The sequence below is a fragment of the Xanthomonas sp. NCPPB 3959 genome (assembly GCF_056675575.1).
This window is the reverse complement of record NZ_JBWWVR010000012.1, coordinates 136,576-157,759: the sequence shown is the minus strand read 5'-3', so window position 1 is coordinate 157,759 and position 21,184 is coordinate 136,576. Positions and strand designations below refer to the sequence as shown.

Sequence of the window (21,184 nt, the reverse complement as noted above, 5' to 3'; positions counted from 1 at the left end):
CGGGATTCGATTTGCGCAGCGACCACCGCAAACTTTGCTTTTGTCTTGTGGCTGTCATACCTTTCTGAAAGGTGTCCACGGACGGGCATGGGTGGGGACCCTCGAAGCAGCGGATGTGTCGTCGTCGCCGGTCACGGTGACGCCTGGTGCGTCGCCGCTGTTTCATCACGATCTGCAGTGCGTCGAGTCGGCGCGCTGCCGACGCTTGCCACGGCCGCCCTCGCCTCATGCTCAAGCCTGTTGCGTTGCTTACTCCGCGCCCGTCACCGTCGCGCGATTCCGTTCTTCCCGATTGGCTGCTTGCCAGCAAGCTGGAGCCGCCGCTGTCGCGCCCTGGTGCGGTGGTGCGTGGCGCGTTGCTGGCTGCGCTGGATCAGGCACACGCCCGCCCGCTGACGCTGTTGCTGGCGCCGCCAGGGTTTGGCAAGACCACCCTGCTGACGCAGTGGCATGCGCAGCTGTGCGCGCGCGATCACGCCGCTGTGGCGTGGCTCTCGCTGGATGAAGAAGATGCCGACGCCGCGCGCTTCCTCGGCCATCTGGCCTTGGCGCTGCAGAGCGCAGGGGCGGATCAGGCACTGTGCGCAGCGGTGCTGCATAACCGCGATCAGGACCCGCGCGAGGCGGTGACGGTGCTGATCCGCGCGCTGCGCGCCGCACCACGGCGCATCAGCGTGATTCTCGACGACTACGACCGGCTCGGCAGCGGCATCGTCGACGAGCTGGTGTTGCGCCTGGTCGAACACAGCGGCGGACGTCTGCACCTGTTGCTGGCCACCCGACGCGTACCGGCGCTGCCATTGGCGCGCCTGGATCTGCAGGCGCTGCTCAGCCGCGTGGGCAGCGCGCAACTGGCGCTGGACGAGCGCGAAGCGCAGGCATTGCTGGGGGCGCAGGTTCCCGCGCCGGTCGTGGAAGAATTGCTGCGTTACACCGAAGGCTGGCCGGTGGCGCTGCATCTGGCGCGACTGTGGCTGGAAGGCGGCGCGCAACGTCAGCAGGAAGTAGCCGCGCGTTTCTCCGGGCGCAGCGCGCAGATCGCCGCGTACCTGGCCGAGCAGGTGGTCAACGATCTGGATGCCGACACGCGTGATCTGTTGTTGCGCACCAGTGTGCTGGAGCGCGTCAACGCCGCGCTGGCCGATGCGGTGCGCCAGCGCGATGACAGCGGCCGGCTGCTGGCGCGGCTGGAACATTTCCACGGCCTGCTGGTGCCCATGGATGGCGAGCGCGAGTGGTTTCGCTATCACCCGTTGTTCGCCGACTTTTTGCAGCAGCTGCTGGACCGCGAGCATCCTGGCCAGGCCATGCAACTGCATCAACGTGCCGCGCGCTGGTTCGGCGATCATCAGTATCTGGCCGAAGCGGTGCGGCACGCATCGCGCGGCGAGTGCGGCGACCTGGCGGCCAGCTACATCGCGCGCGCCGGCACCTGGCAATTGTTGCTGACCCACGGCACGCATGCAGTGCGCGCGCTGCTGCGTCACTTCGAACACCGCACCATCCGCGACACCCCGGCGCTGAATCTCACTCAAGCGCATCTGCATGCGAAGCTTGGCGAATTCAGCCACGCGCGGTTGTTGCTGGAACGTTTCCGCGACTTTCCCGCTGCACTGCGTGAGCCCTTGCAGCGCGATTACACCGTGGTGGTGGCGGCACTGCGCGATCGCCTCGATGAGATCTGCGGTAACCCGCATGGCCTGACCCAGATCGCCGCACAAGCCTCCGCGCTGGACGAAGACGACCATCTCGGACGCGGCATGCTGCTGTGCATCTGTGCCACCACCGCCATTGCGCAAGGCGCCTTTGTACTAGCCGAACGCTATGCCTTGAACGCACGCGATGCGATGCAGCGTGGCGGCAGCGAACTGGGTGCGAGCCAGGCGCTGTTGTCGTTGGGCCAGAGTTTTTTCTATCGCGGTCGCCTCAGCGACGCCGAAGCCTGTTACCAACAGGCACTGAGCGGCTGCGCACGCATGCCGCAACTGGATCGCGTGCTGGAAGCAGCCGCCAACTGTCTGCTGGCGCAACTGCATTACGAACGCGGGCATCACGACGATGCGGCCGATCTGCTGCATCCGGCACTGGAATTGCTGGAGCAGCACGACGGCGGCATGGACGTGCTGGCGGCCGCTTACGACACCGCACTGGGATTGGAGCGCGTGCGCGATCACAGCGGGCGCAGTGCCTTGGCGCTGCTCGAGCACATCGAACAGATCGCGCATGGGCGCAAGCTGATGCGGCTATCGGAACTGGCCGCAGCCTGGCGCCTGATGCTGTTGCTGGAACATCCAGGCAATGCCGCCATCGACGTCCTGATCGCGCGCACCGGCGGTGAATCCGGATTGGCGCATACCCTGCGCTCGGCGCACCGTTGGCGCGACCGCGCGGCGATGGGCTTTGCGCTGGCACGCTGGCATCGCCTGGCCGGCCGCAGCAGCGCGGCGCTGACCATCCTGGGCCAGATCGAACACGCCTGCCTGGCCAACGACAACCTGTGCCACCTCGCCCGCACCCGTGCGCGCATCGCCCTGGTGCTGCAGCAACGCGGCGAACTGATCGCCGCCCTGCCGCATCTGTACAGCGCGCTGGATCATGTGGCGCTGACGCAAAGCTGGCAGGCGATCGTCGAACTCGGCCTGCCGGCCAAGGCGATGCTGCGCTCGCTGCGCCAACACGACCCGCATACCGTGGGCGGCACCACGCGTGCGCTCACCATTCAAGCCTTGCTCGAACGCCTCAGTGGCGACGAAGACCCGGCCGGCGATATTTTCAGCGAACGCGAACTGGAAGTGCTGGCACAACTGGCGCGTGGTTATTCCAACAAACAAATCGCACGCTGTTTGCACCTGTCGGAAAACACCGTCAAGTTCCATTTGAAAAATCTCTATCGCAAGCTCGACGCGCGTAGTCGCGAAAGCGCCTTGGCGCAGGCCTTGCAACGCGGATTATTGCGGGCGGCCGATCCGCATGCCGGCCAGGATGCGGCGCCGAACTGATCCGAGCGCGCGTATCACTGCCTGCACTGCACGCGCATCTGCGCACATTGCGACATCGCCTGTCAGGCGATGTCGCAGACCCCATCAGCCAAAACTCAGCGTGCCTTTCATCATTGCCCAATGGCCCGGGAATGAGCAGAAAAAGGTGTAGTCGCCGCCCTTGCTCAACTTGCTGGTCGCAAAGCTCACCGTGGTGCTGTCGCCGCCGCCGATGACCTTGGTATGCGCGATCACCCGGGGGTCGGCTTTGGGTAGATAGCTGTCGGCGATGCTGGAGCGTACGCCGGCATTGGCGACGGCTTGAAAATCGGCAGCCTTGGTCAACACCCAGTTGTGGCCCATCACCGTGGCGGCCATCTTGCCGGAGTGCTTGAGGGTGAGGTCCACCTGCGTGCAGTCGGGCGCCAGCTTGATCGCGCTCTGGTCGAACTTCATCTGATCGTTGCCGGTGATGGTCACCGCACAGGTACGCGCCCATGCCGAAGGTGCCAGCAACACCAGTCCAAGCACCGCAATCGTCGAAAACAGCTTCAAAGGAACACTCCTGCGATAAAAGATGCGCGACGCCCAGCGCGCCTGGTCACCCCAACGCGTTCGCATGCGCCGGTGTGACCAGAGTAACGCCTCATGCGTACCGGAAAAAAGCATCCATCGGATCCTGCACATCGGCGGTGGCTTCCGTCAGCGGCAATGGGCCGCGCTTGCCGGCCATCACCTGCACGAACGCCTGCTTGAAGCGTGCCATCTCCGCTTCGGTACCAACCGTGATCCGCGACCAGGTCGGCCACACCGGCCAGCTGCGGCCGATGAACACGCCAAAGGTGGCCATGTCGTCCTTGAAGCCGGCAGCCGGGCGCTTCACATCGACCATGAAGCAGTTGCTCTCCGATGCGGTGCAGGCGTAGCCCTGCTTGGCGAGAAACGCCATCACATCCTTGCGCGTGGCCGCCGTGCGTGCGCGGCGCTGCGGCACCAATGCCGGATCCCGTAGGCTGGCCAGGCCTGCAGCAGCGGCAGTCACCGGCAGGCTGTTGACGCTGTAGAACATCAGCTTGGCCAGCAGGTCCGGGCGTGCAGCTGCATAGCCCAGGCGAATGCCTGCCATGCCGTAAAGTTTGGAGAAGGTGCGCAACACCACCACGTCTTCGCCTGCGGCGACCATGTCGACCACGCTGCTGGTGCTGTTCGCAAAGTGGATGTAGGCCTCGTCCACCACCAGCACGCTGCCCTTGGGCTTGTGCGCCAGTGCGTAATCCAGATCCTTGCGCGCAGTCACCGAGCCAGTGGGGTTGTTGGGATTGCAGATGTAGATCACGCCCGGGCTGGCGTCGGCGGCGCACATCGCCTGCACGTCGTGCGAGAAGTCCTTGCGCAACGGCACCTTGATCAGATTGGCGCCATTGCGGGTGGCGGCGCGCCAACCGGATTCGTAGGTGGGATCTGCGGTGACGAGCGCGGCGCTGGGCGAGGTGAACGCCAGCATCGTGTAGTCCAGCGGCTCGGTGGAACCGGCGTAGGCCATCAGGTGATTGACCGGCAGCTTGAGCTCGGCGGCCAAGGTATTCATCAGTTCCATCTGCACATCGCGCAGGTAGCGTCCACCTTGCGGTGCGATCTGCGCAATGGCTCTCACCGCTGCCGCCGACGGGCCATCCGGGAATTCATTGGAGCCGATCATCACCGGCGACAACGCGCTCGCCGGTGTCGGCACGATGGCGGCGGAGCGTTCGGCGGCGCTGGCCAACAGCGGCAGCGCACTTGCGCCTGCAGCGCCGGCAAACAGCGCGGAGTCACGCAGAAACGTGCGGCGCGAAAGAGCAGTTTTCATGACAACCTCCAACAAAATGGCAATGCGGATTCAAGGACGAACGGCGACCACTTCGATTTCCACCCGATACAGCGGATTGCCCAGCGCGGCGATCTGGAAGGCAGAGCGCGCCGGCAGATTGGGCTGCTCCTTGGTGCCGAAGAACTGACGGTAGCCTTCCATGAAACCGTTGAAATCCATCTTGCCGCCCATCGCTGGATCGCCAACCAGAAACACCTGCATCTTCACCACATCGCCCATGCCCAAGCCGAGCGTGGTCAATTGCTGCTTGATCTGATTCAACACGCTGACCGTCTGCGCCTTGGTGTCGCCATACGCAGCAGCCGAGTCTTTCGGCGCGCTGGTGTCCACCACGGCCGGTACCTTGCCGCTGACGTAGACGGTGGCCTTGCCGGCGGGAATTTCCACTGCGGCAGCGATGGGGAAATCGCTATTGGGAATCTTGTGGCGGATCACCTCTGCAGCATGCGCGGCGGTGAGACCTGCGGACCACAGCATGGCGGCGGTGAGAACGGCGGTCACTGGACGGAACATGGCAACTCCTTGCATGAGAGATAAAGGAAAAATCAGTGGCGCAGCAATTTGACGTCGTCGGCGGTGACGACCTCGGCGTGATCGTTGCCAAAATGGGTGCGTACATAGCTCACCACTTCGGCCACCTGGCGGTCGTTGAGCATCTCGCCGAAACCGGGCATGCCGGCGTGGCCGTCGAGCACCATCATGGTGACGTAGGGGCCGGCGGCGAGCTTGGGATTGCCTGCAAGCGCGGGATACTCGCCGGCACCTTGCGCGCCGCGCCCGGCCGGCATGTGGCAGCCCTGGCAGATCGCCTGGTAGACATCCTGACCGGACGCCTTGGCAAAGCCTTGTTGCGGAAACAACTGCGTGGCATCGGAACTCTGCGCCTGCGCCTCATACGCGCCCGGTGGCAGCAACAACGCCACCATCGCAACGACGAAGCTGGCCGCGGCCAATCGTGGTAACAGACTCATGCGCGACCTCCTCCGGCCAGCACCTTGCGATGCAGACGGCCCACCACATCGTGCGCAGACAAAATCGCACCTTCCTGCCAGGCCGGAATATAGGACACGTGCTCACCAGCCAGCGCCAGGCGCCCGTCGATCTGGCACAACGGCGTGTAGTGCTCGGCACGCGCCTGCTCGCTCCACATGCCGAAGCAGCCATGGGTAAACGGCACGCGGTGCCAGCCGACCGAAATACCATTCTCGAACTCACGCGGATATTGCGGATGCAATTGCGTGCCGTATTCGACCGCCTTGCGCACGCGCTGCTCCGGGGTCATCGAGGTGAACTGGTAAGCGTCCAATCCCCACACATAGGCGCCGAGCAGCACGCCCTTGCCTGGGCTGTGATAGTTGGTGCTGGGATAGCTGATCAAGGTGATCGGCAGATCGGTGTAGCTGATGCCGCCGTAAATGGCTTCGTCCTCTTCCCAGAAGCGGCGCTTGAATTGCAGGCCCACTTTCACCGATGCCGCATACGGCACCTGGCCGATCGCGGTGGTCATCACGTCGCTGGCGGTGACCGGAATACGGCTGAGCACCGATAACGGAATCGTGCAGATGCACCAATCGGCACTGGCAATGCGTTCTTCACCACCGTGCGCGGCATCCTGCCAGGACACGCGCACGCCGCTGCCGTCCTGATCGATCTTGGTGACCTTGGCGTTGTAGGTGATGGCATCGCCGAGTTGAGCCGCGAACGCCTTGCCGATCTGGTCCATGCCGCCCACCGGCTGGAACATGGTGGTCTGCATTTCGTAGTTGTTGCCGGCCGCCAGCGTGGTCCACAGCCGCGAGCGCAACACATCCTGCACGCTGAAAGGATCGGAGAATTCCGGCTTGCCGGACAGACCGCCGCCGGGATAACGCGCAAAGCCGCGGCGCTCGCTGCTGTCCTTGCCTTTGACGTAGCCGAACTTGTGATCCAGCGCGCCCCAGGTCCGCAGCGACTCCAACAACACTTCCTGGTCTTCGCGGCTTACGCTCTTGTCCAGGGCCTGCTGCTGCGTGCACTTGGCCAGCAACTCGGACACGTGGCCCTTGTAATCGGCATCGATGGCGCGAAAGCGCTGCGGTTTACCGCCGAAGCCCTTTTCGCTATGCAGCAGCGCGTTGTAATTGACCTGATTGAACGCTTCCAGCGCCACGCCGAATTGCTTGCAGTAACTCAGCACCGCCTTGTGGTGATGCGGAATGCGCCACGGGCCAGGATTGAGATACAGCCCCTGGTCGAACTGGCAGTGCTGCGTTGCCCCGCCCAGTTCGGTGTAACGGTCGCCGCCACGCAGCGTCCAGTTGCGGCCGCCGGGGCGGTCGTTGTATTCCAGCAACTGCACGCGATACCCGGCCTTGCGCAGTTCGAAGGCCGCCGCCATGCCGGCGAGCCCAGCACCCAGAATCAGCACCGAGGCGCCCTTCGGGTCGCCATCCAGTTGCAGCGGCCCTTTGAAATTTGATTCGGCTGCCATGCCCAGGCTGCTCATCGCCTGATACATCATTGCGCCGCCAGCGGTCATGCCGATGCGCGCCAGCAATTGCCGCCGCGTCATCGCCCCAGAATGGTTGCCTTGCATCAACGCGTAGTCCTTGCATGTCATGGATCGAGTGCGACTGACAACACTAATGGCGCGGCCGGCAGCGACGCCGGCCACATCACTGGCTCAGAACTTGTAGGCCAGGCTGGCGAACAGCTGGCGTGGTGCGATCAACTGATACGAGCCGGAGCTTTCGTTCGGGAACACCGCACCGATCGCATCGTCCTTGTCGAACAGGTTGTAGACCGACAACTGCAGCCGCCCACCGGCAAGAAACCCTGCATCCTCACCCTGATAACCCACGCTGCCGTTGACGATGAAGGTGGCATCCACCTGATCGGTGTTGAGCGTGTCGCCGTAGCGCTTGCCGGTGTATTTGGTATCGAGGTTGACGAAGAAATGCTCGCCTTCCCAACCGCCGTTGACGCTGAACATCACCTTGGGCGAATCCGGCACTTCGTTGCCTTCCACCTGCACCAGGTTGCCGCTGACCGGGCCGAAATAGTTGTCCTGGAATTCGGATTTGTTCCAGGTCAACGAGGCGCCCAGCCGCCAGCCCGGCGCCGGCTTCCACATGCCGGACACCTCCGCGCCATAGGTCTGTACGTCGCCGACATTGGCGTAGACGGTGGGTGCCACCACCAATGGATCCGGATCGGTCAGCGCGATGATGCGGTTTTCGTAATCGATCTTATAAGCGGCGATATAGCCGCTCCACTGGCTGGATTCGGCGCGGATGCCGATGTCGATGTTGGTGGATTCTTCCGGTGCGATATCCGGATTGAACGCACCGGAGGTCAACGCAAGCCGCGGGGCGGAGCTGAAGTTCTCTGCGTAGTTGGCGAACAGTTGTACGCCTTCGGCAAGCTGGAAGCTGGCGCCGACCTGCGGCTGGAACCAGTCGCTGTTCTTGATGGTGACATCGCGGCGCACACCGACATTGAAATCATCCAGATTGGCGATGCCGTTGTAATCGCGCTTGACATCCAGGCCCTTGGCGCCGAATTCCATCGTGAGCCGGTCATCGAGCAGACGCAGCGTGTCCTTGATGTAGAGCTGCTTCACCTCGGTGGAGAAGTGGTTGTCGTAGTAGATGACGATCGGCAGCGAGCCCTTCAGCAGCGCGCCGGTGGCAGGGTCCAGGTTGTACAGCGGGCGCACCTGATCGAAGTCGTAGTTCTCGTACCAGGCGCCGACTTCGAGCTTGTTGTGCTCGGTCTCCCACGACACTGCGGTGGTCACACCATAACGATCGCCGCCCATGATTTCTTCGCGCCGGGTCATCGCCCCGACGCTGGTGACATTGCCGTTGGCATCCACGATCTGGGGGTCGTTGATGGCGATATCGGTACGCCCCGGCGTGCCGGCGATGGCATCGTTGTATAAACCGGTGGCGGTGCTTGGCGGGGTGCCGCCGACGCCGTAACCATGCTTGTTTTCGTAGTAGCCGGTGAAGGTGAAGCCGATCGCATCGTTGAACAGGAAATCGCCGTGCAGGCTGAGCAACGAATCGCGTCGGCCGTTCTGCCATTCGCTGTAGTGCTCTGCGTCCACTTCCGGATTGCCGGTGATGCGTTCGTGCAGATCCCACGACACCGAGCCGTCGGAGTTGTACGACTGCACGTCGTAGTCCTTGCGGTTGTTGTAGATCCAGCCCAGCGTCAGGCTGCCCGCATCCCAGGCCTGGCGGATCTTGGCTTCGAAGTGATCGCTCTTTTGCGTGGCCGGTTCCATGTCCCACACCCCGCCCTGCGTGCGCGATGCGGAGAGGTACGCGCTGGGGCCACCTTCCCACCAATCCGGCGTATCCAGGCGCACGAAGCTGCGCACCAGATCGTCAGAGCCGATGGTCTGGGTGAGATTGCCGCTCCAGGTATCGCCTCCCTTCGGTGGCAGGCTGGTGTAGCGGATCGCACCGCCGAGTGCGTGATACGAGGGCTGGGTGACATCGCCGGAGCCTGCCGACACGGTGACGTCGAGCAGGTTCTCGCTGGACACGTAACGGGTGATCGGCCCGCCTTCGCGGGTGTCGAAGGTTTCGATCGGGATGCCGTCCAGGGTCACGCCGATCTGGTTGGCAGAGAAGCCGCGGATGGTCATCGAGTCGCCGAACTCGTACAGCCCGAACGGATCGGTGGTCTGCACATTCACGCCGGGCAGGCTCGCCAGCAACTGCTGCGGTGCCACGCCGGGCACCTGCGCCTGGATCTCGGCGGCGGAGATGGACGCGGTGGTGCGCGTGGAGCCGGTGCCCACCACACTGACCGCATCGAGCGTGCGCGCTTCCTGTGCCAGTGCGGGCAGGCTGTGTACGCCGGCCAGCAACAAGGTCATCGAGGCAAGCGTGTGGCGACGCATGGCGGTGGTGAGAATGGCGGCGACCGAGACCGCCAGCTGATCGGTTTTGAAGCGCTTAGGCATGCAATCGACCCCTGGATGCGTGTGGCGTGCTGAGTGACCGGGCCGCTCCCCCAGACCGGCTGACACCGCAAATGCGGCATGCATCGACCATAACCAGCGCAGTTCCGCCGCACGCCGCGCGCGGAGGGTAGGGGCAGCGCGGGTGGGTAGGTTGCTGCCGAATTCAACGATCTGAATACGTAATGTCCCCACCCACCTGCGCGCATCCGGTCATACCAGCTCTCGCATGCTTGCCACGACGCCGAAGATCGACAACGCTGCGCAGCCGCATCACGAGTCCGCGCATGCCGCTTGCAGCACCCTCTCTGTTACTGCTCGATTTCGATGGCGTATTGGCCAGCTACTCGCGGCTGCGCCGCGTGGCTGCACTTGCTGCAGCAGCTGCCTGCACGCCGCAACGGGTGCAACAGGTGTTGTTCGAGCAAGGCCTGGAACGTGCCTACGATGCCGGGCTTATCGACACGCAGAACTACCTGGCGCGATTGAGCGAGGGGCTGGGCGGCGTGATCGATCGTGTCACCTGGATCGACGCACGCGTGGCGGCATGCCGCGCGGACCCCTCGGTGGTGGCGCAGGTGCTGGCGGTATCGGCGACGACGGCCGTGGCGGTACTCACCAACAATGGGCCGTTGATGGTGGAGGCAATCGAGCGGATCGTGCCTGCGCTGTTTCCGTTATTGCAGGGCCGCGTGCTGTGCAGCGGCGCACTCGGCGGCCGCAAGCCCGACGTGCAGGTGTATCAGCGCGCGCTTGCACAGCTGGACGCCACTGCGGCGTGCACCTTGTTTGTCGACGACCTGTTCGTCAACGTGCGTGGCGCGCGTGCAGCCGGCCTGCACGCGGAGACGGTGCGCGATGCGCGCGCCTTGCGGCGGGTGTTGAAGCGGTATGGGGTGGCGTAGGAGAGCCGGGATTCGAGATTGAATCATCGGAAATCGCCGGCGGATCTTCCTCCGTCATCGTGGCCGGCGCGGTGCCGGCCACGATGACGCAGAAAGCGCAGCTCTGCATCACTGCTGCGCGACGTACTCGGCAATCGCAAGGCGCAAACGTTCCAACCCATCAGCCAACTCGGCATCGGTCAGATTGAGTGCCGGCACGAAGCGCAGCACATCCGGCCCTGCCTGCAACAGCAGCAGGCCATGCTTGGCCGCAAAATCCAGGATCGCCCCGGCCTGCCCGGCATGCGTCGGGGCCAGCACTGCACCCAGCATCAAACCGCGCCCGCGGATTTGCGCAAACACGCCGAACTCGTCGTTGAGCGCGTCCAGACCGGCGCGCAGCGCGGCCGACTGCCGCACCACGTTCTCGGCGATCTGCGGCGAGGCCAACTTGCGCAGCGCCACACGGGCCACCGCAGCGGCCAACGGATTGCCGCCGAAGGTGGTGCCATGCGCGCCGAACTGCATGGTCTCGGCCACCTTGGGGCCGGCCAGCATCGCGCCGATCGGGAAGCCGCCACCCAGCGCCTTGGCCAGCGTCACGATGTCCGGCGTCACCTGCTCCTGCCAGTGCGCAAACAGCGTGCCGGTGCGGCCCATGCCGCACTGGATCTCGTCCAGCACCAGCAGCGCATCGTGCTGATCGCACAGCGCGCGCACGCGGCTCAGAAAGCCCGGCTCGGCCGGCATCACTCCGCCCTCGCCCTGAATCGGCTCCAGCATCACCGCAGCGACATCGCCGGCCGCCATGGCCGTTTCCAGTGCCGCCACATCGTTGAAATCCACATAGCGAAAGCCGCCGGGCAGCGGCTCGTAGCCTTCCTGATACTTGGGCTGCGCGGTCGCGGTGACCGAGGCCAGGGTGCGCCCATGGAAGCTGCCGCGGAAGGTCACGATGACGCGCTTGTCGGCCGGGCGGCCCTGATTGCTGGCCCACTTGCGCACCAGCTTGATCGCCGCCTCGTTGGCCTCGGTGCCCGAGTTGCAGAGAAAAACCTTCTGCGCGAAACGCGAAGCAGTGACCAGTTCCTCGGCCAGCTTCAGCGGCGGTGCGCTGAAGAACACGTTGCTGGTGTGCCACAGCTTGCCGGCCTGCTCGGTGAGCGCAGCCATCAGATCCGGATCGTTATGGCCCAGCCCGCTGACCGCGATGCCGGCGGACAGATCCACATATTCGCGGCCCTGGTCGTCCCACACGCGACTGCCCTGTCCACGCTCCAGCACCACCTGGCGCGGGCGGTAGACCGGCAGGTAGTAATGCGCGAGGGACAGGGGCGAATCGGCAGCGGTGCTCATGATGGTGGGTCGCAGAAGCGGAGGGAGAACTCGCATTCTCGCGCATTCGCCGGCCTGCGGCACAATGCGCGCATGCGCCCTTTCTCCGATCCTCAGCTTACCCCTGCCACCGACGACGGCTGGCGCCGGCAATGGTTCGACATCATCTACCGGCACGACACCCGCCCGTCGCGTAATTTCGACCTGATGCTGGTGGTAGCGATCCTCACCAGTGTGGTGGTGATCATGATCGACAGCGTGCCGCGCATTCATTCGCACTCGGCGCACTGGTTGGTGCCGCTGGAATGGGCGTTTACGGTGTTGTTCACCGTCGAGTACGCGTTGCGCCTGGCGGTGGTACGGCGCCCGCTGCATTACGCGCTCAGCATCTGGGGGGTGATCGATTTATTGTCGATCCTGCCCAGCTATTTGTCGTTCTTCGTGCCCGGTGCGCAGACGCTGCTGGTCGTGCGCGTGCTGCGCATCCTGCGCCTGTTCCGCATCCTCAAGCTCACCCGCTACATCGAAGAGAGCGGGCAGCTGGTGGACGCGCTGTGGCGCAGCCGGCGCAAGGTGCTGGTGTTCCTGTTCAGCGTGCTCACCATCACCGTGATCGCCGGTGCCACGATGTACGTGATCGAAGGCCCGCAACACGGGTTCACCAGCATCCCGACCAGCATGTACTGGGCCATCGTGACCATGGCCACGGTGGGCTTCGGTGACCTGGTGCCGCAGACCACCTTGGGCCGCTTCGTTACCTCGGCCTTGATCCTGATCGGCTACAGCATCATCGCAGTTCCCACCGGCATCTACACCGCCGAACTGGCCAGCACGCTGCGCGAAGGTGGCCACGCCGGCAAGCGCGATGTCCGCAATTGCCCGCGTTGCGGGCTGGAAGGCCATGCGCCGGATGCGCGGTATTGCCGGCAATGTGCAGAGCCGCTGCCGGAACTCTCCAACGGCTAAAGTGTCTTGGAGTGGTTTGGAGTGGTTTGGAAGTGCGGGTGGATCAGGTGTGGAGCGGCTGATCTGTAGGTTGGCTGCAGGGTCCTTGCCCGCTCACCGGCGCGGGACACGCCGCAAGTACGTCCGTGTAGGCTCTTACGCGGCATCCATGCCGCGTAAGGTCCCGCGCCGGTGAGCGGGCAAGGACCCGTCGAGATGGTCGGTGTGTGTGGTGCAAGCAATGCATGATGTGCTTCTACTTTGCTGGCTCACATGTAATTCTGCGACCCGCATCAGCAGGCCAATGCAACTCGCGAGACGGCCAGCTTTTTACGCAGTTACCGACCAATTTCCTGGTGCGGTGTCCTCACCGATTGCGGGACCGTGTGGCGGCATGGATGCCGCCACCGAGCCTCCACGGATGGATTCACGGCGTGTCCCGCAAGCGGCGAGGGCACCGCGCCCTCGATCACTGAGCTTTTGACTACATCTGAATTCAGCTACTACTCGAAATAGCGGTGCCTTCGAAACTTGCACAATCACCTGTTCGATGCGCTTCCACAACGCGACAGAGATGCGTGCACAGCATCAATGCGACATGCGGTTGCTCATGTCGATCAGATCGTTGTAGCTGGCCAGCACTGCCTGGCGTGTGCCACCCGGCGGCATCGAGCCGCTTTCCAGCAGCATCTGCTCGCTCTTGTTCAATGGTGTCTTGGTGCGGATACGCTCGACCAGCCGCCCCGACTCGCGCGCAAGCTTGTCGGCGGAACGTTCCATGTGGCCCCACATCGCATCGCCCTGCCCGATCTTGGCCTTCTGCGCCTCTTCCAGAATGCCTTGGTAGCGCGCGAGCTGGGACTGCGCTGCGGCAAGGTCCGGCGTGTCGTTGTCGAGCACCTGCACCAGCTGCTTGCCTTCGCCGATGATCTTCAAGTGATACCAGGAAGCGCTGCGGCCTTCTTCCTTTTCGATCGCATCGATCTGGGCCTGGCGACGCGTGTCTTCATTATGTTCAAGCGCGGTATTCATGGCTGCGCCGGCTTCGAAGAATGCCTGATAGGCCTGCATCAGCGGCGCGTGCAGCGCCTTCATGCCCTTGCCGTCGTCGCGCAGATAATCCTCGCGGTCGTAGTAGCGCACCGCTTCCCCGATACGTTCGTTGAGCGTGGTGAAACGTTCTTGATAGGTCTTGGCCACCGGGTCGAGCTCGGGGTTGGCCGGCGTTTGCGCCAACGCCGCAGTCATCGGCGCGCCACATTCGTCCACGTGATGCGAGAGCACCGTGCCCGGCGCATGGATACCGCTTTCCTTGCCGGTCGGACCAGCCTCGGGGTCCTGCATCCAGCCGATATATTGCTGATAGCTCTCATGGATCGGCTGCTCGACGCCGTTGAAGCAGGTGATGTAGGCGTTGATCTTGTCGGCGCCTTCCACCGCGGCGGCGGGTGCGTTTTTCTGGCAGCCGGCAAGCAGCGCAGCGAAAGCCATCGCCGCGGCGAGCGGCGCATAACGAAGTTGATGGGTCATCTTGCGTTCCATTGATGGGTTGAAGAAGGTGGCGCCGCAGCGTGCGGCCGAATGACATCTGGCGCAGCCGATCGCCCGGCACACGAACGATGGCTTAGGACAGCAGTGCTTACTCACGATTGCTTTCGGACACCAGTGCGTTGTAAGTGTTGAGCAACTTGCGCGACGAGCCTTCGGGCGCCAGCGAGGGGCTATTCAACCAGCCCTGTTCCAGCGTGCTATAGGGCGTTTTTTCGACTACGCGTTTCACCCGCGCCTTGGCTTGTCTGCGGAAGGTTTCTGCAGCGGTTTCGAAGCTGTTCCAGGTCAGCCTGCCCGGCTCCTGGTCGGCCACCTTGGCATGCGCCTCATCGGAGAGACGGTTGAAGCCGTCCAGCAGCGCGGTGACACGTGGCACGTCGAACTGATCCTCTTCCAGCGCATCGGCGATCTTCTTCGCCTCGAGCATCATCGCCAGTCGGTAGTACTCACGTGTGCGGCCCTCGCCCCGCTCCAGCGTCTTGAGTTTTTCGCGTTGCGCCGCGTCGTTTTGCAGGTCCAGTTCGGCGCTGAAGGTGGTACTGGCATCGGCGTAAGTCGCCAGCGCATCCATCAACTCCGGATGCAGCTGTTTGCCCTTGGCGAACTGGTCGTCTTCGTAGTCCTGCCGCGTGTAGTAATCGGCCACCGCGTGACTGATCGGCTGCAGCGCCTTCAATGCCGCGCGGTAGTCGCGTGCTGCCTTATCCAATGCGGACAGCGATGGTTTCGCCGCAGCGGCCGCACTGACCGGCGCATCGCAGTGCTTCATGTCGTCGTAGTCGATGTCGTACGGACCGGTCATGCCGGATTCGCGACCGGTCGGGCCGGCGAACGGGTCCTGCATCCAGCCGGTGTAGTACCTGGCGCCGGCGTGCACTTTCGCGTTGACGCGGTTGAAGCAGTCGATGTAGGCGCCGAGCTTGGCGTTGATGCCCTGCAAGGAATCCAGTTCGGTCGTCTTGGTATCGGCACCGGTTGCAGGCTGCTGCAACTTGCCGCCACAGGCGGTCGCCAGCACGGACACGCAAGCCACCAGGACAAGCACACGGAACTTCGGAGACACGCGCAGTACATCCCTGTTGGAAACGTTTTCAGCCGCGCACGATAGCAAACCCTACTGTGAACTTTTTGTGCTCACTGCAGGACGGGCGTAAGACAGCTGCACCTCGAAAGCGCGACCGCTGGTCTGCCACATCGATCCTCAGAATCGCGGTACCCCCGCACGCCGATTCCCCGGCCGCCCTCCGTATCCAGCCAAGCGCGCTGCGATGTTCGCCGCACTCAGTCGAGAAACAGATCCGGCAGCAACGCACGCGACGGGTCGACCGCATAGCCGCTCAGGTCGGTGATGCCGGCCTGGGCTAGTACCTCGTCGTCGATCAGGAACTGGCCATGAAATCCTGCCGCCTCGCGCGTGAGCACTGCATGCGCCGCGTTGGCCATGATCTCCGGCCGGCGACACGCAGCGGCATCCACGCCATCGATCATGTTGATCGCATCGGTGGCGATCACGGTGCGTGGCCATAGCGCGTTGACCGCCACGCCTTGCGGGCCGAACTCGGCTGCCAGCCCCAGGGTCACCAGGCTCATCCCCATCTTGGCCAGGGTGTAGCCGGTATGCGCGCCCCACCACGCCGGGTTCAAGGACGGTGGCGGCGCCAGGGTGAGGATGTGCGGATTGGCCGCCTGCAACAGATGCGGCAGGCACGCTTGTGCACACAGAAAACTGCCGCGCGCATTGACCTGCTGCATCAGATCGAAACGCTTCATCGGCGTGTCCAGCGTGCCGCGCAACCAGATCGCGCTGGCGTTATTGACCAGGATGTCGATACCGCCGAACGCCTCGACAGTCGCGGCCACCGCAGTACGCACCTGCTCTTCTTCGCGAATATCGCACTTGAGCGCCAGCGCCTGCCCACCGGCCGCAGTCACCGCCGCGGCTGCGCTATGGATGGTGCCCGGCAACTTGGGATTGACCACCGCCGATTTGGCTGCAATCGCCACATTGGCGCCATCGCGCGCCGCCCGCAACGCAATCGCCAGGCCAATCCCGCGCGAGGCACCGGTGATGAACAGGGTTTTGCCGGATAAGGTCATGGGATTGGGGAGTCGGGATTGGGGATTTGTGAGCTTACAGCCCGAGCAATAACGGCACGGGATTCGGGATTCGCAAAAGCTTATCGCCTTCACCCCTCCGCTCGACCAACGCCACAACCCAAGCCATGCGCCGTTACGAATCCCCAATCCCCAATCCCCAATCCCCAATCCCGACTCCCTAATCCCGGCACTTCAAGGCTTCGGCCCCTGCCCCTCGTTGTCTTCCCAATGCAATACGCGGCGGGTCACGAAGCGATAGACCGGTTTGCCGGTGGCGAACCACAGCTCGCGCACCCAGGAGGTGCGCTTGAGCACGCGGCGTTCCACCGGGGTGATGGCGGCCGGGCAATACATGCGCTTGTGCTTGAGCAGATGGCGCAGATCCTCGCGTGCAAGCAGACGCATCCAGCGCGCGCGAGGATTGCCGCGCACCGCGAGCTGGAAATCGATCACCGCCGGGCTGCCGTCGTCCTGCACCAGCCAGTTGGCCTCTTTAGCCAAGTCGTTGTGCGCCACCCCGCAGCGATGCAGCTGCTGCAGCAACTTGCGTGCGGTACGGAAGTAAGCAAGATCGCCGCGCGGCGGGCGCTGGTACATCGCATCGCCGGCCAGATAGCTGCGATCCAGCTGGCGTCCATCCCAGCGCAGCAGCCGTGGCGTCCGCGGCAAGCCATCCAGCTGACGCAAGGCCAGGGCTTCGCGTCGCGCCAACCACCAGGCCACGCCGCGCAACAACCACGGCGCCACGCTCAGGTCGCGCCGCACGAACACGCGATCGCCTTCGCGGATCAACAGGATGCGCCCGAAGGTATCGGACTTCAGCGGCAGATGGCCGGCGGGATCGTCACTCATCCCTGCATTGTAGGCGGGCCGTCCGCCTCGCCACACAGCGCGCGTTGCCTGCGTGTCACACAAGCGTGCAACGTTGCCCGCTCGCAACCTGAGGTGAAGCAGGCAGGCCGATGTGATGACGGCGCAAGTCCCCTCGTCGCCATGCCCACCTATAATTCGGCAATGAACTCATGGATCGACGCCACGCTGGAGTGGATCGGACACCACCCCACCTTGGCTGGCGTGGTGATCTTTGCCATCGCATTTTGCGATGCGGTGATCGTGCTCGGCGCCATCGTGCCGGCGCTGCCGTTGCTGTTCGCCATCGGCGTGCTGATCGGGCTCGGCCAGATCAACGGCCCGTATGCAATGGTGTGCGCGGCCTTGGGCGCGTTCGTCGGCGATGCGTTGAGCTTCTGGGTGGGCCATCGCTGGGGCCACCAGCTGCACACCTATTGGCCGTTTCGCCGCTACCCGCAATTGCTGGAACGCGGCGAGCTGCTGTTCCGGCGCAATGCCTTCAAGAGCATTCTGATCGCCCGCTACGTGGGCGCGGTGCGGCCGTTCGTGCCGGCCATCGCCGGCATGTCGCACATGCCGTTCAAGCGCTATCTGTTTGCCAGCGGCCTGGCCTGCATCTCGTGGGCGCTGCTATTTTTGGTGCCGGGCTGGGTGCTGGGCACTGCCTACGATGCGGTGGCGGCGGTGGCCGGGCGTTTGTTCGTGGTAGTCACGCTGCTGGTCGCGGTGATCGGGCTGGCATGGGCGGTGGTGCTGTACTCGTATCGCTGGTCGGCCGGCCATCTGGATGCGCTGCTTGCGCGGCTGCTGGAGTGGTCGCATCGGCATCCGGTGCTGGGCAACTGGTCGGTGGGCGTGTTCGACCCGCGCCGTCGCGAGTCGGTGCCGCTGGCGATGATGGCGTTGATGCTGCTGTTGCTGGGCTGGGGCTGGTTCGTGTTGCTGATGGTGGTGCTGGCGCATGGCGAGCCGCTGCGCGTGGACCTGGCCGTGCACGATCTGATGCTGGCGCTGCGCAACCCGCTGGCCGACTACCCGATGGTGGCGCTGGCCTCGCTGGGCGACTGGCAGGTACTGCTGCCGGCGATCGCCGCAGCAATGGGCTACCTGGCCTGGCGCCGACGCTGGATGGCGGTGGCGCATTGGGTGATCGCGCTGGCCTTTGGCCTGGCGTTGACCCAGTTGCTGGGCGCCACCGTGCAGGTGGTGCGCCCGCCTGCGGCCAGCAGCGGATTCGGGTTCCCGTCGGTGGCCGTCACCATGGCCACGATTGGCTTCGGCTTCTTCGCGCTGTTGATCGCGCGCGAGCTGCCCGGCCGGCGACGGGTATGGCCGTATCTGGTCAGCGGCGCAATCGTGTCGCTCATTGGATTTGCACGGTTGTACCTGGGCGCGCATTGGCTGAGCGACGTGGTCGGCGGCATGTTGTTCGGCATTTTCTGGCTGCTGGTGCTGGGCATCGCTTACCGACGCCGCGCCACGCGCGCGTTCTGGGTCAAGCCGGTGTCGTGGATGTTCTACGGCGTTTTCCTGACCTGCGCGATCGTGTTTGCCCCGCGCAATCTGGAAACCAAACTGGCCAAGTTCGAACCGCCGCCGCCGCTGCTGATGGAGTTGCCGGCCAGCGACTGGTGGGACGGCCAGTGGCGCCTGCTGCCGGCGCGCCGCAACGAATTCGACGACGACCAGCGCTGGCCGCTGGACGTGCAACTGGCCGGCCCGCTCGCACCGCTGCAGCGCCAACTCGAAGCGCGCGGCTGGCGTGTTCAACCGCAGGCCGGTTGGGAGCAAGCGCTGCATCTGCTCGACGTCAGCGGCCGCCCGGACGAGGTGCCGATCCTGCCGGCCACCCTGGATACACAGGTCGAAGCCCTGCTGATGGTGCGTCATGCCGCACCCGGCCATGTGCATGTGCTGCGCCTGTGGCCGGCAGCGGCACGTCTGCAGCCAGGTGCACAACCGCTGTGGGTGGGCAGCACCCAGACGCTGCGCTACAGCCGCCATTTCAGCCTGATCGGGCTGTGGTATCCGCTGCGTGGCGTGGACCCGGCGCTGAGCGCTTTGCGTGAAGCACTCGGCCCATTGCCGCATCGCGTCGAACAGCGTCGGCGCTCGCAGGTACCAGTGATCCTGATCGACAGCACTTCCGGAAATGCGGTGCGGCGAGAGGACAAAGACAACGCCGCACCGCAGACGGAAACCACAGGATCCGATTCGACTGGGTCCGATTCGACTGCATCGGATCCGTTACAACAGCGTCGTTGATCGATCGATTGATCAGCGGCGGCGAGCGGCCGGCAAACGCGCAGTCCTGTAGATAAGAGCTGCTAATAAAACGTCTTGAACGCTGTATCGATGGCGGCAACACGTTCGCGTCACTTGGACGCAGTCGAATGTTTAGGTCAACAGCCTGATTGGTCGAGTGCGCGGTGCCCTCACCGCTCGCGGGACACGCCGCAAGTACGTCCATGTAGGCTCGGTGGCGGCATCCATGCCGCCACACGGTCCCGCAATCGGCAAGGACACCGCACCAGAAAGTTAGTCGGCTGCTTTGTTCAAAACCATGCACACCGACCATCTTGATTAGTCCTTGCCCGCCCACCGTCGCGGGACCTTACGCGGCATGGATGCCGCGTAAGAGCCTACACGGACGTACTTGCGGCGTGTCCCGCGATGGTGGGCGGGCAAGGGCCCTACAGCCAAACCGAAGATCAGCCGCTCCACAACCGACGCATCCGCACCGTTTGATTACCTGAGAGCTCGCGCTTCAGCGCCGCGGATGAGCACAAGCCACATTGGTCAAGGGCGCGATGCACTCACCACAGCACACCATCCACCGGCTGCATCGGCTCCGGCGCCTGCTCGCCAATCGCCTGCAATGCATCGATTTCCACCGTGCGGCACATGCTGTCCAGCGGTAGATCGTGAATGGTGTTGGCGAACGGATCGACCAACTCGTCGCCGATCTTGAGCACTGCCAAAAACATCAAGCCCGCAACGGTCGAACCTACCGGTGTGGCGTATTGCAGCGTCTCCACCAGGCCGATCGGCAGCAACACGCAGAACAGCCGCGTAAACAGGTTCGGATAGAAGCGATATTGATACGGCAGCGGCGTATTTTTCAGCCGTTCCATACCGCCTTGTGCGTTGGCGATGTCCACCAGAATGCGCTCGACACTGGCCTGCTGGATGCTGTCGATCCAGCCATCGCGACGCGCCTGCTCGACGCTGCGCCCGGTATTGTCGAGCAGGCCATTGGCGACGTTGGTGCGCTTGATCACCGAAGCCACCTCATCGGCATCCAGCCGCGATTCCAGCACCGCATCCACTGGCAACCGGCGCAACTGACAGCGCAGCGCATGCACGTACGCGACCTGGCGCAACGCGATCGTGCGCCCCAGCGCTGCGGCTTCCGGCGCAGACAACACGCTGATACTCAGACGTACCAGGTTGCGCGATGCATTGATCATCTGGCCCCACAGCACGCGCCCTTCCCACCAGCGTTGGTAGGTCGAATTGGCACGAAACCCCAGAAACAACGCCAACGCCGAACCGAAGATGGTCAGCGGCAACGCAGGCGCGCGGAACGGCAGCACGTAGTAGATGATCGTGATCAACACATCCCAGACGAACAGCACCGCCAGGGTCCGCCAGACCTGGTCGAACACATCGGATACACGCGGTTTGACATCGATGATCAAGGCACACTCCATGGATC

Annotated in this window: 16 protein-coding genes; 4 read left to right on the top strand and 12 right to left on the bottom strand. The window is 64.0% G+C overall.

What is annotated here, in order from left to right; translation table 11 throughout:
• Positions 1–227 precede the first annotated feature (227 nt).
• Positions 228–2,999 (top strand): winged helix-turn-helix domain-containing protein, encoded by a 2,772-nt coding sequence (locus AC1KVG_RS15290; protein WP_481094944.1) that lies wholly within the window; start codon positions 228–230, stop codon positions 2,997–2,999.
• 84 nt (positions 3,000–3,083) lie between these two features.
• Here the strand turns inward: AC1KVG_RS15290 and azu are convergent, their stop codons facing one another.
• The 6 genes from azu to AC1KVG_RS15260 all read right to left on the bottom strand — a co-directional run bounded on the left by azu (position 3,084) and on the right by AC1KVG_RS15260 (position 9,805).
• Complete coding sequence (gene azu / locus AC1KVG_RS15285) at positions 3,084–3,533, bottom strand: azurin (protein ID WP_074058195.1); 450 nt, start codon at positions 3,531–3,533, stop codon at positions 3,084–3,086.
• A gap of 91 nt (positions 3,534–3,624) precedes the next feature.
• Complete coding sequence (locus AC1KVG_RS15280) at positions 3,625–4,827, bottom strand: pyridoxal phosphate-dependent aminotransferase (protein WP_481094943.1); 1,203 nt, start codon at positions 4,825–4,827, stop codon at positions 3,625–3,627.
• A gap of 30 nt (positions 4,828–4,857) precedes the next feature.
• Positions 4,858–5,361 carry a RidA family protein gene (locus AC1KVG_RS15275; protein ID WP_074058197.1) on the bottom strand — a complete coding sequence of 168 codons (504 nt, stop codon included), beginning with the start codon at positions 5,359–5,361 and terminating at the stop codon, positions 4,858–4,860.
• A gap of 32 nt (positions 5,362–5,393) precedes the next feature.
• Positions 5,394–5,819, bottom strand: a complete 426-nt coding sequence (locus tag AC1KVG_RS15270) for a c-type cytochrome (RefSeq protein WP_268214259.1) — start codon at positions 5,817–5,819, stop codon at positions 5,394–5,396.
• The gene (locus AC1KVG_RS15265) at positions 5,816–7,423 is read right to left on the bottom strand and encodes a flavin monoamine oxidase family protein (protein ID WP_481094942.1); all 1,608 of its coding nucleotides are present in this window, start codon (positions 7,421–7,423) and stop codon (positions 5,816–5,818) included. The genes AC1KVG_RS15270 and AC1KVG_RS15265 overlap by 4 nt, the downstream gene beginning before the upstream one ends.
• An 87-nt stretch (positions 7,424–7,510) precedes the next feature.
• Positions 7,511–9,805, bottom strand: coding sequence for a TonB-dependent receptor (locus AC1KVG_RS15260; protein WP_481094941.1), 2,295 nt, complete (start codon positions 9,803–9,805; stop codon positions 7,511–7,513).
• Between the two features lie 284 nt (positions 9,806–10,089).
• On the opposite strand from AC1KVG_RS15260, the gene AC1KVG_RS15255 reads away from it, so the two are divergent.
• Positions 10,090–10,707 (top strand): HAD-IA family hydrolase, encoded by a 618-nt coding sequence (locus AC1KVG_RS15255; protein WP_481094940.1) that lies wholly within the window; start codon positions 10,090–10,092, stop codon positions 10,705–10,707.
• A 108-nt stretch (positions 10,708–10,815) separates the two neighbouring features.
• Here the strand turns inward: AC1KVG_RS15255 and AC1KVG_RS15250 are convergent, their stop codons facing one another.
• A complete protein-coding gene (locus tag AC1KVG_RS15250) occupies positions 10,816–12,042 on the bottom strand; it encodes an acetylornithine transaminase (RefSeq protein WP_481094939.1) in 1,227 nt (408 codons plus the stop codon).
• A gap of 72 nt (positions 12,043–12,114) precedes the next feature.
• On the opposite strand from AC1KVG_RS15250, the gene AC1KVG_RS15245 reads away from it, so the two are divergent.
• Positions 12,115–12,987, top strand: a complete 873-nt coding sequence (locus AC1KVG_RS15245; protein WP_176339137.1) for an ion transporter — start codon at positions 12,115–12,117, stop codon at positions 12,985–12,987.
• 567 nt (positions 12,988–13,554) lie between these two features.
• Here AC1KVG_RS15245 and AC1KVG_RS15240 read toward each other — a convergent pair.
• The 4 genes from AC1KVG_RS15240 to AC1KVG_RS15225 all read right to left on the bottom strand — a co-directional run bounded on the left by AC1KVG_RS15240 (position 13,555) and on the right by AC1KVG_RS15225 (position 17,466).
• Positions 13,555–14,496 (bottom strand): YiiG family protein, encoded by a 942-nt coding sequence (locus AC1KVG_RS15240; protein WP_481094938.1) that lies wholly within the window; start codon positions 14,494–14,496, stop codon positions 13,555–13,557.
• Between the two features lie 109 nt (positions 14,497–14,605).
• Positions 14,606–15,580, bottom strand: a complete 975-nt coding sequence (locus tag AC1KVG_RS15235) for a YiiG family protein (protein WP_481094937.1) — start codon at positions 15,578–15,580, stop codon at positions 14,606–14,608.
• Positions 15,581–15,798: 218 nt separating this feature from the next.
• Positions 15,799–16,614, bottom strand: a complete 816-nt coding sequence (locus AC1KVG_RS15230; protein WP_481094936.1) for an SDR family oxidoreductase — start codon at positions 16,612–16,614, stop codon at positions 15,799–15,801.
• A 192-nt stretch (positions 16,615–16,806) separates the two neighbouring features.
• Positions 16,807–17,466, bottom strand: coding sequence for a serine/threonine-protein kinase (locus AC1KVG_RS15225; protein ID WP_006448836.1), 660 nt, complete (start codon positions 17,464–17,466; stop codon positions 16,807–16,809).
• Between the two features lie 162 nt (positions 17,467–17,628).
• Between AC1KVG_RS15225 and AC1KVG_RS15220 the strand changes: the two genes are divergently transcribed.
• On the top strand, positions 17,629–19,731 hold the full coding sequence (locus AC1KVG_RS15220; RefSeq protein ID WP_481094935.1) for a bifunctional DedA family/phosphatase PAP2 family protein: 2,103 nt from the start codon (positions 17,629–17,631) through the stop codon (positions 19,729–19,731).
• A gap of 551 nt (positions 19,732–20,282) precedes the next feature.
• On the opposite strand, the gene AC1KVG_RS15215 is transcribed toward AC1KVG_RS15220, so the two are convergent.
• Positions 20,283–21,167, bottom strand: coding sequence for a bestrophin family protein (locus AC1KVG_RS15215; RefSeq protein ID WP_115040980.1), 885 nt, complete (start codon positions 21,165–21,167; stop codon positions 20,283–20,285).
• Positions 21,168–21,184 lie beyond the last annotated feature (17 nt).

What these genes read in the sequence shown, in the direction of transcription:
- AC1KVG_RS15240 (WP_481094938.1), bottom strand. Translation starts at nt 14,496, where the DNA reads ATGACCCATCAACTTCGTTATGCGCCGCTCGCCGCGGCGATGGCTTTC.
- AC1KVG_RS15225 (WP_006448836.1), bottom strand. Translation starts at nt 17,466, where the DNA reads ATGAGTGACGATCCCGCCGGCCATCTGCCGCTGAAGTCCGATACCTTC.
- AC1KVG_RS15275 (WP_074058197.1), bottom strand. Translation starts at nt 5,361, where the DNA reads ATGTTCCGTCCAGTGACCGCCGTTCTCACCGCCGCCATGCTGTGGTCC.
- AC1KVG_RS15255 (WP_481094940.1), top strand. Translation starts at nt 10,090, where the DNA reads ATGCCGCTTGCAGCACCCTCTCTGTTACTGCTCGATTTCGATGGCGTA.
- AC1KVG_RS15270 (WP_268214259.1), bottom strand. Translation starts at nt 5,819, where the DNA reads ATGAGTCTGTTACCACGATTGGCCGCGGCCAGCTTCGTCGTTGCGATG.
- AC1KVG_RS15245 (WP_176339137.1), top strand. Translation starts at nt 12,115, where the DNA reads ATGCGCCCTTTCTCCGATCCTCAGCTTACCCCTGCCACCGACGACGGC.
- AC1KVG_RS15280 (WP_481094943.1), bottom strand. Translation starts at nt 4,827, where the DNA reads ATGAAAACTGCTCTTTCGCGCCGCACGTTTCTGCGTGACTCCGCGCTG.
- AC1KVG_RS15260 (WP_481094941.1), bottom strand. Translation starts at nt 9,805, where the DNA reads ATGCCTAAGCGCTTCAAAACCGATCAGCTGGCGGTCTCGGTCGCCGCC.
- AC1KVG_RS15230 (WP_481094936.1), bottom strand. Translation starts at nt 16,614, where the DNA reads ATGACCTTATCCGGCAAAACCCTGTTCATCACCGGTGCCTCGCGCGGG.
- AC1KVG_RS15265 (WP_481094942.1), bottom strand. Translation starts at nt 7,423, where the DNA reads ATGCAAGGCAACCATTCTGGGGCGATGACGCGGCGGCAATTGCTGGCG.
- AC1KVG_RS15290 (WP_481094944.1), top strand. Translation starts at nt 228, where the DNA reads ATGCTCAAGCCTGTTGCGTTGCTTACTCCGCGCCCGTCACCGTCGCGC.
- AC1KVG_RS15250 (WP_481094939.1), bottom strand. Translation starts at nt 12,042, where the DNA reads ATGAGCACCGCTGCCGATTCGCCCCTGTCCCTCGCGCATTACTACCTG.
- AC1KVG_RS15220 (WP_481094935.1), top strand. Translation starts at nt 17,629, where the DNA reads ATGAACTCATGGATCGACGCCACGCTGGAGTGGATCGGACACCACCCC.